The sequence below is a fragment of the Kitasatospora sp. NPDC032150 genome (assembly GCF_055579945.1).
Genome location: NZ_JBVIMH010000005.1, coordinates 1 through 16769, shown reverse-complemented (window position 1 = coordinate 16769; position 16769 = coordinate 1). Strand labels below are relative to the sequence as shown.

Annotated in this window: 12 protein-coding genes and 2 pseudogenes; 5 read left to right on the top strand and 9 right to left on the bottom strand. The window is 72.8% G+C overall.

Annotated elements, in window-relative coordinates:
* Positions 1–3: 3 nt before the first annotated feature.
* The 8 genes from ACZ5ON_RS08135 to ACZ5ON_RS08100 form a co-directional block, all read right to left on the bottom strand.
* Positions 4–1173: a thiopeptide maturation pyridine synthase gene (locus ACZ5ON_RS08135; RefSeq protein WP_465587230.1), complete on the bottom strand. Its 1170-nt coding sequence runs from the start codon at positions 1171–1173 to the stop codon at positions 4–6.
* A complete protein-coding gene (locus ACZ5ON_RS08130; protein ID WP_465587225.1) occupies positions 1170–2186 on the bottom strand; it encodes a lantibiotic dehydratase C-terminal domain-containing protein in 1017 nt (338 codons plus the stop codon). Before ACZ5ON_RS08130 ends, ACZ5ON_RS08135 begins: the two co-directional genes overlap by 4 nt.
* Positions 2173–4935: a lantibiotic dehydratase gene (locus tag ACZ5ON_RS08125; protein ID WP_465587222.1), complete on the bottom strand. Its 2763-nt coding sequence runs from the start codon at positions 4933–4935 to the stop codon at positions 2173–2175. The genes ACZ5ON_RS08130 and ACZ5ON_RS08125 overlap by 14 nt, the downstream gene beginning before the upstream one ends.
* Before the next feature lie 12 nt (positions 4936–4947).
* A complete protein-coding gene (locus tag ACZ5ON_RS08120; protein ID WP_465587219.1) occupies positions 4948–6891 on the bottom strand; it encodes a TOMM precursor leader peptide-binding protein in 1944 nt (647 codons plus the stop codon).
* 78 nt (positions 6892–6969) lie between these two features.
* Positions 6970–7152 (bottom strand): hypothetical protein, encoded by a 183-nt coding sequence (locus tag ACZ5ON_RS08115; protein ID WP_344640434.1) that lies wholly within the window; start codon positions 7150–7152, stop codon positions 6970–6972.
* A gap of 145 nt (positions 7153–7297) precedes the next feature.
* Positions 7298–8947, bottom strand: coding sequence for a SagB family peptide dehydrogenase (locus ACZ5ON_RS08110; RefSeq protein ID WP_465587216.1), 1650 nt, complete (start codon positions 8945–8947; stop codon positions 7298–7300).
* Positions 8944–10875 carry a hypothetical protein gene (locus ACZ5ON_RS08105; protein WP_465587211.1) on the bottom strand — a complete coding sequence of 644 codons (1932 nt, stop codon included), beginning with the start codon at positions 10873–10875 and terminating at the stop codon, positions 8944–8946. The genes ACZ5ON_RS08110 and ACZ5ON_RS08105 overlap by 4 nt, the downstream gene beginning before the upstream one ends.
* Before the next feature lie 251 nt (positions 10876–11126).
* A complete protein-coding gene (locus tag ACZ5ON_RS08100) occupies positions 11127–12413 on the bottom strand; it encodes an MFS transporter (protein ID WP_465587208.1) in 1287 nt (428 codons plus the stop codon).
* 218 nt (positions 12414–12631) lie between these two features.
* Between ACZ5ON_RS08100 and ACZ5ON_RS08095 the strand changes: the two are divergent.
* Together ACZ5ON_RS08095 and ACZ5ON_RS08090 are read left to right on the top strand one after the other, a co-directional pair.
* A pseudogene (locus tag ACZ5ON_RS08095) lies at positions 12632–12920 on the top strand (AAA family ATPase); the annotation flags it as partial.
* Positions 12917–13105 (top strand): annotated as a pseudogene (locus tag ACZ5ON_RS08090) (DUF2201 family putative metallopeptidase); the annotation flags it as partial. The pseudogenes ACZ5ON_RS08095 and ACZ5ON_RS08090, both read left to right, overlap by 4 nt.
* 58 nt (positions 13106–13163) lie before the next feature.
* Here the strand turns inward: ACZ5ON_RS08090 and ACZ5ON_RS08085 are convergent.
* Complete coding sequence (locus ACZ5ON_RS08085; protein WP_465587205.1) at positions 13164–13991, bottom strand: MOSC domain-containing protein; 828 nt, start codon at positions 13989–13991, stop codon at positions 13164–13166.
* A 271-nt stretch (positions 13992–14262) separates the two neighbouring features.
* On the opposite strand from ACZ5ON_RS08085, the gene ACZ5ON_RS08080 reads away from it, so the two are divergent.
* The 3 genes from ACZ5ON_RS08080 (at position 14263) to ACZ5ON_RS08070 (ending at position 16648) form a co-directional block, all read left to right on the top strand.
* On the top strand, positions 14263–14685 hold the full coding sequence (locus ACZ5ON_RS08080) for a hypothetical protein (RefSeq protein ID WP_465587200.1): 423 nt from the start codon (positions 14263–14265) through the stop codon (positions 14683–14685).
* Between the two features lie 266 nt (positions 14686–14951).
* Complete coding sequence (locus tag ACZ5ON_RS08075; RefSeq protein WP_465587930.1) at positions 14952–16142, top strand: SLC13 family permease; 1191 nt, start codon at positions 14952–14954, stop codon at positions 16140–16142.
* Between the two features lie 5 nt (positions 16143–16147).
* A complete protein-coding gene (locus tag ACZ5ON_RS08070) occupies positions 16148–16648 on the top strand; it encodes a universal stress protein (protein WP_465587196.1) in 501 nt (166 codons plus the stop codon).
* Positions 16649–16769 lie beyond the last annotated feature (121 nt).

Here is a 16769-nt window from a genome sequence, read left to right as displayed (position 1 = left end):
CCTTCAGGCCATCCCGTCCGCCCACTGCGCGCCGAGCCGGACCCACTCGGGAGAGCCGGCGGCGGACCTGGATACCACGTACCGCTGGAAGCTGCCGGTCGCCGAGACGCCGTGCACCGATTCGACGGTGTTCGCAGCCAGGTGGCACAGCAGCCCCCGGTCCGCCGGCCCCAGCCCGAGGCGGCCCAGGTGGACGTACAGGTAGTTCACCACCAGCCGGAAGGAGGCGAACCAGTGGTCGCTCCACAGGAAGTCCGCGTGCCCGTGGCCGCTCTGCAGGAGTTGGTGGAACTCGCTGACCTGCCGGGTCGGCATCCGCGGCGCCCGCCCGGCCCCGCGCAGCGACACCTCCCCCGAGACCAGCAGCGGGTACGCGATCCGCTGGTACCGACGCACCACCTCGCCCCACTCCAGGACGAACGGCGGCTCACCCCCGCCACCGGCCAACGCGGACTCCACCACGCGCAGGCGCCTCGACAGGGCGTCCGCCTGGCGACGGTAGCGCTCGTCGAAGGTCGCCCGGTACCCGGCCGGGTCCCGCGTGCGGGACAGGAAGGCGTCGGCATGCGACCGCAGGGACAGGATGCCGCGTTCGATCGGTGCGCCACCCGCCTCGAACGGGATGGCCGCGACCGCCGTGGTGGTCCACATCAGGTCCAGCGCCAGCGTCGGCAGCGCGCCGCCGGAGGACAGGTGGTCGTACATCCGGAACACCAGGTCGGTGGTGTCGCTGAGGAAGCCGGCGAGCAGTTCGCTGGCCCGCATCGACCCGAGCACCTGCAACCGGTGGTCGTAGGGTTGTTCGAGCACGGCGTTGTCGGGCAGCCAGGGGTGCAGCGGCCCGGTCTCCATCTCCAGCTCCGCCAACCGCCGGTGCACCGGGGCCAGCGCGGCCTCGTCCGGCCGGGCCGTCGAGGGATGGGCACGCAGGTACTCGGAGACCAGCGCGATGACCGTCGGCCGCACCTCGGCGGCCCAACTCCAATCGGAGGCAAGGAAGTTCAGTCGCAGGTGCGGACCGCGCCGCCAGTGTCGACCGAACCAGGCGCCGCTGACCGAGCTGCGCACGGCCTCGAAGGCAGGCCGGACGGCGTGCCGGACGAGCGCGGACTCGGCACTCTCGTCATGGTGGTGGACGTGGATGCTGTGCCAGCGGACGGCCGAGTCGCTCATGACGCCGTCAACGCCTCGGGCAGTTCCGAGAGGACGCGGCCGACCAGGAAACGCAGCTGGTTCTCCTGCCACAGGGTCAGCCCGAGCCGGTTGTTGACCAGGTGCGCGCAGCGGAGCAGCACCAGACTGGTGGCCGGGTGGGCGGTGGCGGCCAGGTCGAGCGGGCCGGCCAGCGGGGAGGCGGCCCATTCGGTGGCGAAACCGCCCCGGTCCTCCAGGTCGTGCAGTTCGTCCCGCAGCCGGCGCACCGACGCCAGCCAGTACGCCCGCTGGTCCGTGCCGTCCGGTCGGGCCGCCATCCGCCAGGTGTCCAGTGCCCGTTCCCGGAGCTGCTCGCGCTGGGCCCGGTAGCGGGCCACCGTCTCCGGGGCCTCGGGACCGCTGCCGAACGGCAGCGGCGGGCCGCCGTGGCGCCGCCACTGGTCGCGCACCTCCTCGCTCAGCGCGAACACCCCCACGACCAGGTCGAAGGCCAGCAGGGCGCGCTGCTCCAGCGTCGCCCCGGCGGCCACCACCGAGAGGGCCAGCCGGCTGGACTCGAAGAAGTGCCGCTCGATGGCGGCGATGGCCGGTCCGTACCCGTAGTCCGCGTGCTCGCGCTCGTAGGGGAGGAACTCCACCGTGTTGTTCGGCCGCACCACCTGGTCGTGGCCCGCCCGGCCCTCCAGACCGGCCAGGTCCGCGGCCACCTGGGCGAAGCGCGAGCGGTCCACGACGTCCCGGGCCGGGCGGCGCGCCAGGAACGCGCGGATCCGCGTCTCCGTGAGCCGTTCGACCTCGGCCCGGTCGGCGGCGAGGGCGGGCAGCAGCCGGAGCCGGACGTGCGGGCCGCCCTCCCAGTACCGCAGGAAGAAGTACCGCTGCACCAGGCCGTCGGCGAGGAGCGCCCCGGCCAGCGGCCGGACGCAGTCGGCCAGCAGCCCGTCCTGGTCGGTGTCGTAGAAGACGTGCGCGCACACCCAGTCCGTGGCCTGCGCCGTGGCGGGTTCCAGCCGGTCGCTAGCGGTCGGCATCCTGTCCTCCGTTGATCTCGACGAGGTATTCGGTCACCCGGGATCCATGGGCCCCGTAGCGCGGTGCGTCGGCCGGGTCGGGCAGCGCCTCCTGGAGGAACAGCACCTGTTCCCCTCCGGCCAGCATCCGTTCGAAGAGGCCCACCAGTAGCAGGTTCGCGAAGTCGATGTGCAGTGGCTTGCGGGACTTGATCCGCCATACGCTGCCGCCGACCACCGAGGCAGGGTCGAGGGCCCGGACGAAGCAGCGGACGGGCATGCCGTGCTCGCGCAGCCAGGCGGCCAGCCGCAGCAGGTAGCGGCGGTCGCTCTCGCCCTTGCCGCGGACGGGCACGGCGCTCACCGGGAACACCCACTGGCGGCGGCTCACCGTGGTGCGGCCGATGACCACCGCAGGCTCGGCCCGCAGCTGGTCGACCCCGTCGAGCGAGGTGTCCCCGAACATCCGCCGGCCCGGGATGAGCAGGTTCGGCGTGGCGCCGAACGCCTGCATCACAAGCCGGATCGCGGGCGGCAGCCACAGCTCCGCGATGAGGTTGGGGTGTACCGGGCGGACCTCGCTCCCGCGACCGCGCGAGCGCAGGGTGAGCAGCCCGAGGGCGGGATCGTGGCGCACCAGGAGGTCGCCGACCGGAATGCGCCGGTCGGCCCCGCGCCGGCTGAGGCCCCCGGGGTAGTCGATCTCCTCCGCCACCGCCGAGAAGCGCAAACCGACATTGGCACCGTAATGGCGGCAGGTGTCGGCGACCAGCACACCGCCCGGTGGTGCTGCAGTGTCCACCTCCACGGCGACCCCGGCCTGGGCGAACAGCCGGCGGATGCGGTCACGGCCGCGGCCGTGACCGGAGTTGACGGCGTTTACCACGAACCGGGGGTCGTCGGGCTCACCGTAGGGCTGCCCGTAGAAGGCCACCGAGTCCGGTGGCCGCATCCACACCGGCCAGCGGTCGGCCAACGCCGACAGCCGCTCGAGGGACGGCCGCAGCACGCCGTCCTCCGCCAACGGCCCGCCCAGTGCCTCGGCGCACAGCTGCGTCCGCAACTTGGAGAGTTCACGGATCCTCGGCAGCCGGTGATCCTCCAGGGCCCGGTACCCGTGCGTGGCGATGGACAGCACGCCCGGCAGCTCGCCGTCCTCACGCAACCACTCCTGCACCGCCCGGTGGAAGGTGAGGAACGGCACCTCGGCGCCCGCGCCGATCTGCTCGGCGAAGGCCTCGGCGAGCGCGACCCGGCCCGGCAGGGCGGGGTCAAGTACGGCGTAGCAACGGCGTACGACGTCCAGATCCCGCAGCACCGGTGCCCAGTCGCGCGCATCGGGCCCGGTCTCCACCGTGACCAGCAACGCGTTCTCGATGATGCTGTTCTTGGCCGGAAGCTCGATCCGCTCCGGTCCTACCAGTGAGCGGATCCGGTGCAGGGCCGCCTCGACGTCCCGGGTGCGCCGAAGCCGGTCCGTCGCGTCCGTGAGCGCCGGGTAACCGGCCAACCGGTCCGCCAGCCCGTCCAGTTCACCGACGACCTCGGCCAGGGGCGGGCCCGCGCCGGCCACCCAGGAGCGCAGTTCGGCGAGCGGGTCCAGCGCCTGGTCGGCGAACGGCCGCTCGGCCTCCAGCAGTCCGAGGTCGACCAGCCGGCCCAGATAGGCGTCGGCGGTGGCCGGGGCGCTCCCGGTGCGGACCGCCACCTGTTCGGCGGCCTCCGCGCGCGTCCGCCCGGCCTCGGTCACCACGTCCACGCAGAGCTGGATCTGCGCACTCGCCGCCAGGCTGCGCAGCGGCTCATCGGAGCCCGGGCCGAGGAACTCCCAGTGCTCCCCGGTCAGCAGGGCGCTCGGGTTCAGTCGCAGCCGCAGGCGCGCCGCGAGGACGGGATGCCGGCTCAGCTCCCGGACCAACTGCTGGATCAGCCACAGGTTGGGCTCGACGACGGTCCGTACGGTGAAGTCCCTGTGCTCACCCGCCTCCGGGCGCTCCGGCCCGGCACCAACGCTCTCCCCCAGCCTTGGCGGCCGGGAGGTGCCCCCTGCTCCCGCGCTGCCTCCTTCGTCGGTCGCTTCCTCGCTCCTCCCTTTCGGTGCCGGCGCGCCCTCCGGTTGCTCACTCGCCTCCCCGGACCCGCCGGAAGCCCGGTCGCGCCAGTGGCCGAGGCCGTTGATCGTGAAGGTGCTGAACGGGGTGGTCTTCGTGGTGATCCGGGCGAGGTACTTGGCCAGCCGGAGCGCCAGTCGGCGGTCCGGTGGGGTCTCCTCCGGCCGGGCCAGCCAGGTGCGCAGCCGGTCGTGGAGCACGGGGCTGCTCAGAACCAGCCCGTACTGGAAGGCCGGATCGCCGGCCGCCTTCCGCAGCAGCGCGTGCTGGGTCTCGGTGTGCCGGCCGACCAGCTCGTCCAGCAACGCCAGGTCGCGCTGGTGCGCGGCCAGCAGCTCCAGCCAGGACCGCACCCCGTCGGCCAGGCCGGCCGGTAGGACCGCCCGGACGTCGTCGTTCCAGTACCGGGCCGGCGGCCGGCGGTTGTGGATGGACCGGCGCAGTGCGACCAGCAGCGGCTTGCCGGCCGGCTCGCGTCCGATCAGCTCGAACAGTTCGTCGGAGAGTTCCGCGGCGACGGTGGTCAACCGCTCCTCGCCGGCCAGCACCGCCTCGACCTGCTGCCACAGTTCGGGCGATCGCAGGTCGTCCAGCATCGACACCGGCAGCCCGCCGATCCGCACGCCGAAGGTGTCCGGGGTTGAGAAGCCCTGAGTCATGGTCAACTCCAGTCACGGGAAGGGGTGGGGATGCGGATTGACCTCCGACGGGTCCAGCGGGCCGTCCCGGTAGCCGAGTTCGGCGGGCAGACGGAGCAGCCTGGGTAGGCCGTGGGTGCGGCGCATCCGGTGTCCGAAGGTCATCGGCAGCAGCCCGGGAATGATCACCTTCGCGCAGGCCAGGCCGCCGGCCCGGTGCTCGTCCGTGGTCTGGTCCACCACGATGACGTCCTGGCCCCGGCCGGTGAACCGGGCGATGACCTCGGCCAGATCGGTGCGCAGGTCCTCGCCGCGCGGTCGGCAGGTGGCCCGCGCGAACGCCGCGGCCACCGGCAGGCCGGCGTCTTCACCCGGTAGGAAGCCGAACCGGTCGAACGCCGCCGGGTGGCAGTAGAGCAGGGCGTGGTCGCGCATCTCCCGCACCAGGTCGGGATCGGCGACCATCGCCGCGATCCTGGCCGCCTCCTCACGGTGCGCGACCCGGTTCCAGCCCAGGTTCGCGGTGAGCTCCAACAGCCCGTTGAGCAGCGCCCGTTCCGGATCGAAGTGCGCGCCCGCCGCGCAGATGGCCGCGGGCTCCGCGCCGGGCGCGGGGTGCACCGCCATCACCCAGGCGGTGGGTATGCCGTGCTCCGTGGTGGTGGCGAAGGCCGCCACCCGGTGGCCGCTGTCCTGCCGGATCCGCTCCGCCAGCATCCCGATCCGCGGGTCCGCCACCGTGGCCAGGTCCACCCTGGGCACCGGCAGCCGGGCGTACCAGGTGAGCAGGAAGGCGTCCCGTTCCGCCAGCTCCACGATGCCGTGCAGCGCAGCCTCCTCCAGGCAGCCGCCCAGGGCGCACCCGTTGGACACCTCGTACGCCAGCGGCCGGGCGAGCGAACTGCCGTGCCGGGTACGGTAGTAGGCGTAGTCCTCGGGTACCAGCACCGGTGCGTCCCGGCCGAAGGAGTGGCCCCAGACCCAGTTCAGCTCCAGGTCCGGATCGAAGGGCGGGTAGGGGAACCCGGGCTCCGCGTACCGCTCCGGCGGGTACAGGCCGAGCTCGGTCGGGCAGACCGCCCGCTCGGCCACCCTGCGGTAGCTCGCGCGGACCGTCGTACGCCGACCGCCGGGGCGGGCGCCGCCGAGCCGTTCCAGTGCCTCCGCCAGCGCGGTGCGCGCGCAACCGGCGTAGTCCAGGTCCCGGCCGAACCCGGCCTCCTGCTCGCCACCCGGCAGGTGCAGTGGCGCGGACACCATCGGGTAGCGGTAGTCGGTCCGCACGTCGAGTTGGCGGATCACCCCGGTGCGCCCGTCCACGTAGGTCCGCACCAAGGTGTCCCAGTCGGTGGCGAGATCGCGGACCCGGTAGGTGTCCCGGTCGGGTTTCGGGCGGGCCGTGTCCATCAGGGAGGGTGGGTGGTCGGCCGGCAGGCCGCCGCATCCGGGGCAGTCGGGATCGGGGAGGAACGGGTGCGTGTCGACGGCCAGGCCCGTCAGCGAGAGGATCGCGATGGCATCGGTCGTCCACCGGCCCGGCGGGTCGGCGAGCTCCGCCGAGACGAGGTCGCCGACCGCGTCGCACGCCCAGCTGGACAGCAACGGGTTGGCGCGGTCGGCCAGTTCGGTACCGAACCGGCGTACCAGCTCGGCCCTGGGGCTGTCCGGGCCGAGCGCGCGCTCCCGCCGGGTCCGGGCACAGCGCGCGCAACCCGTCCGGCCCGGTACGACGTAGGGGCCGATGACGACGTTGCCCAACTCGACCCGTACCGGCAACCACCCGGTGCCGGGCCGCTCCGGTGCGACGGCGCCGTTCCAGCCGTCGCTCGCGGTGACGATCGCGGCGCAGCCGTCGTCGGTGTCCGTGACCAGCCGGTGCGTTCGGGAGACGGCGGTCCGGATCGCGGTGGCGAGCAGGCCCTTGCCCAGTACCGCGACACCGGCCGGGCGGATGGCTACTGTCGATGCGTCGGTCAACGTCTCTTTCCTCGTGGGTAGTTGCGGCGCCGTGCCCGGCGCACTGGCTGTGCGCCGGGCACGGCAGTGCCTGCCGCGTCAGCAGCAGCAGCACGAACAGCAACTCGCGGGCGTGCCCCGCGAGGTGCAGTTGGACGCTCCGATCTCGACCATCGCGTGGCCGACATTGATCGACTCCAGGCTGGCGCCCGGTGCGGTGGGCAGGATGTCGAGCTCGTCCACGCTGAGGTCGGCGAGGTCCAGGACGAGGTCCTTCTCCATGGCTGTCCTCCTCTCTTCGTCGTCGGTTCCGGGGGACCAGAACCGGTCCACGCCAAGGTTCGGACGGGAAGCGGGCTGCGGTCTTCACGGGTGCGGCCGTAGGCCGACCGTAGGATCGCGTGCGGCGCCGTTTCGGTGGCGCGCGTCACCAGGTCAGCGGGACCTCGTACTGCGCGCTGGCCCGGCGGCGGCCGATGACGAGGGTGAAGACCGGTACGTGCGCCGCACCGGCGCCGATCAGGGCGCGGACCAGGCCGTCGTGGTAGCCGTTGGTGACCCGCGCGGACAGCCCGGCGGCCGCCGCGAGCACGCTGATCCGCTGCGCGACGATCCCGGCCTCCTGTTGCAGGATCCGGTACCCGCGGTCACCGAACCAGCGGTCGCCCGCGATCCGGTTCGCGCTCAGGAACACGATCGCGTTGGCCTTCGCCGAGTTGACCGAGGGCGTCCGGTCGCAGAGCATCGACACCACACCGCGCCAGTCCCGGCCAGGAAGGGCGACCAACTCGGGTGCGTCACCCAGCCGGTAGAGGCCGGTGGCAGCGCCGACGGCGTTGAGCACGAGCACGTGGCAGTCGACCAGCGGACGGCAGGCCGCCGCGGTGTGGTCGGACGGCACCGGTTCGAGGGCGTGCCGGAGGAGACCGGCCAGTTGCCCGGCGGGCAGCGGCCTGCCGTCGGGAAGGAACATCCGGCCACCCGAGTCGCGCGTCCGTAGGGCCTCGGCCAGTTCGACGAGTTCGGGTTCCGCCGTGCTCAGCGACACCCGGCCGGTCGTGGTGGGGCCGTCGGCCGGGTGCTCGGGACCGTCGGCCGGGAGATGGAAGGAGTCCCGGTCCACCGGTGTCTCCCAGCCGGTGCCGGTCTGCCGGCTGGCGCGGTCCAGTGCGGCCAGGCCCGACCAGGTGGCCGGATCGGCGGTGTTGGTGCGCACGTGCCAGGGACGGATGGCGGGCAGCGGCGCGCCGGGCTCCTCGTCACCTGGCGCCGGAGCCGTCCCGGACGGCCGCCAGGGGGAGAGGTCGAGCACCGCGAAGGCGGTCTCCTCGTCTCCGTCGAGGCCCAGCGCGCGGTTGACGACGGCGTCGTCGAACCGGTGGTGCACGCGGGCCCGCAGCCCCAGCGCGCCTCCCACCAGCAGCGCGTTCCCGACGGTCATGCCGACCTCCTGGGCGCAGAGCCGGTAGGCGTAGTCGCGGTAGCGGAAGGCCGTCTTGCGGAAGCACACGGCCGCGACCATCAGGGCGAGAGTGCCCTCGTGCCCCGTTCCGGTGGCAGTCCGAAGTTCGCGGGGGATGCCGCCGGACCGCAGTCCGGTCAGCGCGTGGTGCGCCGGGTCGTAGTGGTAGCACCCCGCAGGCAGATCCCCTACCCCTTCGGCCGGCCACAGGTACAGCTCCACCGGGTAGAAGCACCGCGCGGAGGCCACCATCCGGTGGTAGGGCCAGACCGCATGCGGGCCCGACTCCATCCGTCCGAGCCCGTAGGTGTAGTGCAGCAGTGCCGACAGGGCCGGCTCGTCCAGGACGTCGCGGCTGGGACCGTCCTTCGGGTGAGCCCGCCGGAAGTCGGCGAAGGACCAGCGCGCGTCGCCGATCCGCCGGGCGGGTGGGCGCAGCACGTGCCGTGGCAGGCCCCGGTAGGTCTTGGTCGGCAGGGGGTCGTCCGGCCCGCCCTCCTCGCCGTGCCCCTCCGCGAACAGTTCCTGGACCCCTTCGAAGGTGCGCCACCAGAACCGGAGCCCGGCCTGATCGGCGGCCCCGGCCGCTGACTCACCCATCGAGGACTCGCTCATCGAGGACTCGACTCATCGACCAGCACGATGCGGAGCACGGTCGGGAGCAACTCGTGGACCGCGGGATCGTGGTCGAGCGGCACCACGACCGGACGCAGCCCGCGGAGCCGCAGGGCGCCGACCAGCTCCTGCAGGTCCGCTTCGCGCGGCCGGCGCACACCGGACGCCGGGGTGGGCAACCGGTCGAGCCCGTGGATCCGAGTCGGCGCGTACTCCGGCTCACCGGACAGGGCGGCCTGACGGTCCAGCACCACCTGCTCCAGACCGTCCGCCACCGCGTTCGGACCGCAGGTCACCCCGATCGGCCGGCCCTCCTGCCACCACGCGAGCACCGGGGTCCCGAGCTCGCCGCCGATGTCGGCGGCCTGGACGGAACCCCGGGCCGACCGCAGCAGGTCGAGATGGCACCGGGCCCTCGCGTCCAGGGCCGTCCCGGCCAACTCCAGGGCCACCGGATTCGTCCGGCCGGCTGAGACGTCGGCCACGGCCAGGCGGGCGCAGTGCTGGGCGATGCCGTCGGTCACGGCGTCGCCCCAGCTCAACCGTGCGGCCAGGCCCGTCCCGACGGTGAACGCCTCGGCCGCCGGTACGGCCCTGGCCCGCTGACCGACGAGGTCCCAGCCCCACACGGTGCCGCGGGGGGAGAACCTGCGCGGATCGGCCGCGCCCGCCGCGTACACCGCGAGGCCGCGCAGCGCGGCCCGCTGCCGGGCCTCGACGAAGCCCAGACCCGAGCCGAACACCCGGGGCGCGCCGTCGGAGCGCGGCGGCACGGCCTCGGTCACGTTCAAGTGCGGCACCGCCTCGGTCACGTTCAGCGGCAGCTGGGTGAAGTCGCGTTCGTCGAGACTGCGCATGATGCCGGTGTGGGGGTCGAAGCAGCGCGCGGCCCGGGCGGAGAAGTCCTGCTCGGCGATCGGGTCGGCGCTGCTCAGCCGCTTGATCCGGTCGGCGAACCGCGTCTCGGTCTCCGGCCGGGCCGGCCGGGCGGCCGGATGGGAGAGGAACGTGTGGGTCGAGGTGCGCAGGGTCTCCAGGTCGATCCTGGTCAGCTTGGTGTCATCAGGCGTGGTCACGCCCGTCACCGCTCGGAACGCCGCGAGCCCGAGGTGCCCGGCGACCACCGCCGCGGCCGGACCGGTGAGGAACTCGCTTGGCCGGAGCGGGCCGTGCACGCCCAGCCGCAGCCACGCCGACTCCCACGCCGGACCGGCCGGACCCAACCAGGCGACGTCGTCGAGCACCAGCCCCTGCACCAGGAGGGTGCCAGAGGCCCGGCACAGCCTGGTCAGGCGGAGCGCGCGGTCCGCCCGGGGGGCCGAAGCCACGTGCAGCACCACGTCCGCGCGGGCGAGCGCGCCCTCCTCCGCGTCGGACAGCGGGACCTGGACCAGCGTCTGATCCGGATCGCGCCGGGCCGCCTCGGCGGCCAACTCGGCCAGCCGCTCCGTATCCGTCGCGTTCTCCGGCGTTCGCACCGCGCGGAGCCGGCGGACCCCGCAGTGCAGCGCCGAGCACACCAGCGCGGTGAACGCCGGACCCGAACCCAGCACCACCACCGTGCTGTTGCGCCATGACTCGAACCGCCGCGCGGCCGAGTCCCGGTGGTACTCGACGAAGGCGATGTCGGCCGCGTACGTCTCCAACTCCCGTGCGGTCAGGCCGTGCGGCAGGTCCTCGGTGGCGTCCACGAGGCAGCCGGCCGCGTGCAGCCGGCGCACCAGCGCCTCCACCACAGCGCGTTTGTCGTCGGGGAGTTCACGGACGAGGTCGTCGAACTCCCGCGAACCGTCGAGATACGGCGCGATCCGGTCCAACCACTGATAGGCGGACCGGCCGCGCAGCGCGACATCGGCTCCGGCGCCGAACACGTGCACCCCGTCACCGGTGGGCACGTACAGCACGTCGGACTTCAGTTTGGGTCGCATCGCCAGCCCTCTGATCGGTGATCACCCGAGTATCGGGGTACCGCGCGACGCAGTCCCGACGGGGCTACCACAGATCCGACCACAGGGTTTTCCGCCACGGCCTGTGGCCCGCCCGGAAGCCGTACCGCCCGGGCGACCTCGCCGCAGGTCCAGCCATGAGGCGGACAGCGTGCGACTCCCCGAGGTGCTTCCATTCCTGGCCGGATCAACGGACAGCCTGAACTCCCGTCACGGAAGCCGCAGTTGAAGCACTAGCCGGAGACGGTGCTGACGGAGCGCCGGGGCGCGGTCAGCGCCGCCAACCGCCGCAGGCTGGCCCGCCGCTGCACCAGGCTCAGTCCGGTGACCGCTGCGCCGAGCGCCAGCCAGCCCGCCGGGCCGGCCGTCATCACCGCTCCGGTCAGCAGCAGCGGGCCCACCGACTTCTGCACCGACTGGGACATCCCGGCCACCCCCAGGTAGGAAGCCCGGGTCCGTGGCGGCGCGAGGCTGACCGCCAGCTCCCAGGAACTCACCGAACGCATCAGCTCGGCCAGGGTGACCAGCGCCGCGGCCGCCAGCATGGCGAGCGAGGCCGACCACGCCCCGCCGCCGGTGGCGGTCGCCAGCACCAGGCAGCCGGCGAGCAGGGTCATTCCGTACCAGCCCACCGCCGCGGCCGCCCGCCTCGGACCCTCGGCCCGTGCGGAGACGCGGAGTTGCAGGATCACCACGAGCACGGTGTTGATCACGAGGAAGGCGGGGACGACGGCGTGCGGCGCCCTGGTGTGGTCCACGAGCCACAGCGGCAGGCCGACGTTGAGTACCGAGTCGTCCAGGTTCATCGGGATGTCGAGCAGTACGAAGAGCAGGTAGCCGCGGTCCCGCCAGGGGCTGGGTGCGGGGGACGGGTCCCTGGTCGGCTCGCCGTCGCCGGGCGCCGCCACCAGCCCGTGCCCGGCCGGCTCCCGGGTCCGCCAGACCAGGGCGGCGGCCAGCGCGTAGGAGAGCGCGTTGGCCAGGATCAGCACGCGGTAGGCGTTCGTGGTGCTCACCGCGAGGCCGAGTGCGGCGATCCCCGCGCCGAGCGCGTACCCGGCGTTTGCCACACTGCGGAACAGCGCCTGGTAGACACCTCTCCGCTCACCCGCGACCCGGGTGGCGAAGAGCATCTCCAGCGTCTTGGCCGCTCGTTCTCCCAGGCAGGTGAGGGCCACCACGGGCAGCAGCGCGGCGAAGCCGTCGGCGACCAGCAGCAGGCACATGGTCCCCAGCCGCAGCAGATGACAGCCGATCAGCAGGCCGCGCACGGTGAGCCGTTCGGCCGCCCACCCCGCCAGCGGGGAGCCCGCGATCCCCGCGATCGCCCCCACGCCCAGCAGCAGCCCGAGCTGGCGCGCGTCCAGTCGGCTCACGAAGGTGAAGTACAGCACCGTAGCCGCCGCCCACACGCCCGTCCCGGTCCGGTCCACGCACTGCGCGAGCAGCATGATCCGCGCATCCCGCCCACCCGGCGGCCGCCGCAGCTGCGCCACCAGTCCGCCCCCGTCCCACCGCATGTCGAGGCTCCGTTCCATCCGTCGGCGTCAATTAATCTCGATATCAAGATACTTGATATCGACAGACTTTGTGACCGGCGGTCATGGCGGGGAGGCGGGGCCGCCGTTCAAACGGGCGACTGATAGTCAGGTGGCAGGGTGGAACGGATGCCGACCGGACCGCCGACGGCTACGGAACCTCTCGGCGTACCCTCTGGCCCCACAGTGACCGCCGCGATCCGCGGTACGGAGATCTGCGCCAAGCCGTACTCGACGGAGTGGTGGCCGCGGTCCGCGCGCGCCCGGAGAAGTCCCGCTGGGACGCGGCCTGGGTGCTCCTGGTCCGGGCCGTGGGGACCGGAGCCCCCGGACCTGGTGGTCGTCCCCGCGACCACCCTCGCCACGCTGCGCCGACAGGACTGGGACGTCCCGGCATCGATCGAGCGGCTTGCCGGAGCGGTAGCCCTGTCCCGGCGAGCGGACCAGGCGGCGGCCCGGGCCGCGGTCACCGCGAAGGCCGGCCGATGATCCCCGGCGCACCGGGGACACTGGACCTCGACAAGCTCTACGCCGCCCGACTGCACGCCTCTCGGGTCCGGCCCTACCTGGCGACGGCGCTGTTCGCCCTGCACGCCGTGGCGTCGCGGCTGGTGCTGACGATGGCCGTCGACCGTCACTGGCGGTGCCAACCCGTCGCCGAACACGTCTCGCCCGGGGGCCGGCACCCGGCCGACACGCACGATCCCCGCGAGCGCGCGGTCGACCGGCGGACTACAGCTCGGACTCGCCCCACAGACTGACCCGCACGTCGTCGCCGACCGCCAGTCTGCCGGGCCGCAGCACGGCGTACTTGGTGCCGAACGAGACCCCGCCCCGTGCCGCCCGGCGGTAGGTGGCGAGCGTGCGGAGCGGTTCCGGGCCCGTTCTCGCCGCGGAGTCCTGGTCGACCATGGTGACGGCGCAGCGGATGGCGAGTTTCGCGTAGCCCAGTTCGGTCTCGCCGATCGTCATGCGGTGGGCGCGGTCCTCGGTGTGGGGTTCGTCCCAGCCGTCGACCACGATGTTGGGGCGGAACCGGCTCATGGGCAGTGGGTGGCTGCCGCGTTCAGTTATCCGCTCGTTGAGCAGGCGCAGGGTGGAGCGCGATATGACGTGCAGGGCGCAGCTGTCGGCGTAGCCGGAGGTGCCGGGTGTTCTGCCGTCGGTCACGCGATCGTGCTCCGGCGGTACACGCACGAGTCTGCTGCCTGCGCCGAGTACCTTCGACAGCCAGGCGGCAGCTGTCTCGCCCTGATCGATGCCCTTGTAGAGGGCCCCGAACAGGTTCACCTGCCGTCGGGGGCCGGAGGTGTCCACGTCGATGCTCACCGGGTCGAAGTCCGGGACGTGGAGCGCCAGTTGCCTGCCGTCGGCACTGATCTCGGGGCGGATGAGGGCCAGTCGTGGGTCTCGCCGCTGTGTCCGGAACACACCGTCCTCGCTGACAACCATGAAGCTGCGGTCGTGTGCGATACCGGCGGACGTCAGCATCGCCTCGCTTGTGGACGTCCCGGCGCATCCCTTGACGGGGTAGTACGACAATTCGACGACGCTGGCCATGTCTTGCCCTGTCTGCGGTGAGTTACGGTGAGCAGCGGAGGAGAGGCCCACGTGGACGAGGACCGTTGGTGATCTTACTGACCCGATGTCGCGGGCGAGTTGGGAGTGCGCCGAGGCGAGTGGTATCCCAGCACGGCGAACCGGCTTCAACTGACTTCCGGAGGCTGTTCGGTACGGGACCCGTCCGGACGCCCATGGACACCTCGCTTCACACTGGACGTGCCGACAAGCCCTGGGCGGTCAACGGCTATCGTGGCCGGTCACGCGGACGGTGGACTGGGAGGGGGTAGGGCAGCGTACGCTCGCGCTGTACCTGGAGCGGGCGAAGCACGGCCATGGCGCGGCGGCCGATCCGCCGACGGCGCCGCTGACCGAGGCCCGGGTTCTTCAGGCGGAGCAGCAGTTCGGTGTCACCTTCCCGGCCGGCTACCGCGAGTACGTGCTCCGGGTCAGTGCGGGAGGGCGATGGCCGAGAGAGCTGCGGCGGGGACGGGACGGCTGGCACTGGGTGGGTGACCACGACACCGAGAGATCCCGTCTGCGCGTTCCGTTCCCCGACCACGGCACCGCGCTCGCCGAGTGCGACGAGATCTGGGACAGCTCCCCGCGCGAGGAGGACTACGCGCGCTCCGACGACCACCTTGCCGATGGTTCCGCTGGTTCGACGGTTGGCAGGCCGGCCGCACGTCGGTAGCCCGTCGCCCGGGCGACGGAACCGTCCGATGAACACCAGGGGCTCGCCGGAGCGCGGGTCGACGGGCCGGATCACCTCCGACGATCACTGACCACGGGCAACCAGGCCGCCATGGGATGATCTTCGAGCTCTGGCCCGACCCGGCTCTGTCACCGGGAGACCGAATTTCGCGGGTCCTGCCGAACGGAAAGGCTCCGACCCTGAACGCCCCCTTCGCAGAAGCACTCTCCGTCGCCCTGCTCCTGGCGGTCCTGGTTTGCGCGGTGATGCGCCCGTGGGGCTGGCCGGAGGCCGTCGTGGCGGTCCCGGCCGCCGGGGTGGTCGTCGCCACTGGGACGATCTCGTTGGATCACGCGACGGCCGAGGCCGCCCGGCTGGGACCGGTGGTCGGTTTCCTCGCGGCCGTGCTCGTCCTGGCCCAGCTGTGTGACGACTACGGCCTGTTCCACGCCTGCGGTGCCTGGATGGCCCGCACCGCGGCCGGCCGCCCCCGCCGGCTGCTGGTCCAGGTGTTCGCGGCCGCCTCGCTGATCACCGCGGTGCTCAGTCTGGACGCCACGGTGGTGCTGCTGACACCGGTGGTGTTCGCCACCGCCGCCCGGCTCGGGGCCCGCCCGAAGCCGCACGTGTACGCCTGCACCCACCTGTCGAACACCGCCTCGCTGCTGCTGCCGGTCTCCAACCTCACCAACCTGCTCGCCTTCGCCGCCAGTGGGCTGAGCTTCACCCGCTTCGCCGCCCTGATGGCGCTGCCCTGGCTGGCCGCCATCGGCGCCGAGTACGTGGTCATCCGGCGGTTCTTCACCACCGACCTGGACGCCGGCGCCCGAGCCCCGCTCACCACCGAGCCCCGCGAAGTGCCCGTGTTCGCCCTCGCCACGGTGGCATGCACGCTGGCCGGCTTCGTGGTCGCGTCGGCTCTGGGGATCAACCCGGCGTGGGCGGCAGCGGCGGGCGCGGCCGTGCTGGCCGGCCGCGCCCTCGCCCAACGCCGTACCACCCCCGCCACGATCGTGCGTGCCGCGGCGGTGCCGTTCTGCGCCTTCGTCCTGGCACTGGGGATCGTGGTCCGAGCGGTCGTCGACAACGGCCTCGCCGCCGCGCTGGGCCGTGTGGTGCCCGACGGCACCGGACTCGCGGCCCTGCTGGGCATCGCGGCGCTCGCCGCCGTGCTGGCCAACGTCATCAACAACCTGCCCGCCGTCCTGGTGCTGCTGCCGCTGACCGCCCCCACCGGTCCCGGCGCCGTACTCGCGGTGCTGCTGGGGGTGAACATCGGTCCCAACCTCACCTACGCCGGATCCCTGGCCACTCTGCTGTGGCGGCGCATCGTGCACGAACACGACGCCGACGTGGAGCTGGGTGAGTTCACCCGCCTCGGTCTGCTCGCCGTGCCGACCGCCCTGCTGCTCGCGGTGGTGGCACTGTGGGGCTCGCTACATGTGATCGGAGGCTGAACAACGTGACCGTCATCGCCTGGATCGTGGAGGGCACCTGGCCCGCCTGTGTCGACGCCGCCCGTACCTACGCCCCCGAGGACGCCGAGATCGTGCTGCTGCACGTCAGCGGGCCCGGGCCGTCCGGTGCCGCCCACGGCGCCTATGCCGGGCTGCTGGGCCGCGCACACCCCGGACGCGACCCCGGCACCGTGGTGGAACACCTCGCCGCCGCTGCCGGCGAACGGCTCCTGGCCGCCGCGGCCGAGCGGCTGGGACGTCCGTGCACCTGGCAGGAACGTTCGGGCCACGTCGAACGGGAGGTCGTGGCCGCCGCCGAAGGTGCCGACCTGCTCATCATCGCCCGCGACGGCGACCGCACCCGCCTCGGACCCCGCAGCCTGGGGCCCGCCAGCCGTTTCATCGTCGACCACGCGCCCTGTCCCGTCCTGCTCGTCTGGCCGGAATCCGCACCCGGTACGGCCACTGTCCCACCGTCACCACCCCATCCGCCGCACCACCGGTAGCCACGACGGAGCGGGTCGGCAGAGAGCTAGTGCCGCATCAGGCAACGTTCGCCCCGTTGTGACGTGCCGTCCGGTTGCTGCCTTGGGCATGGCCGGGCGGTCACAATGATCACGTGGCTGA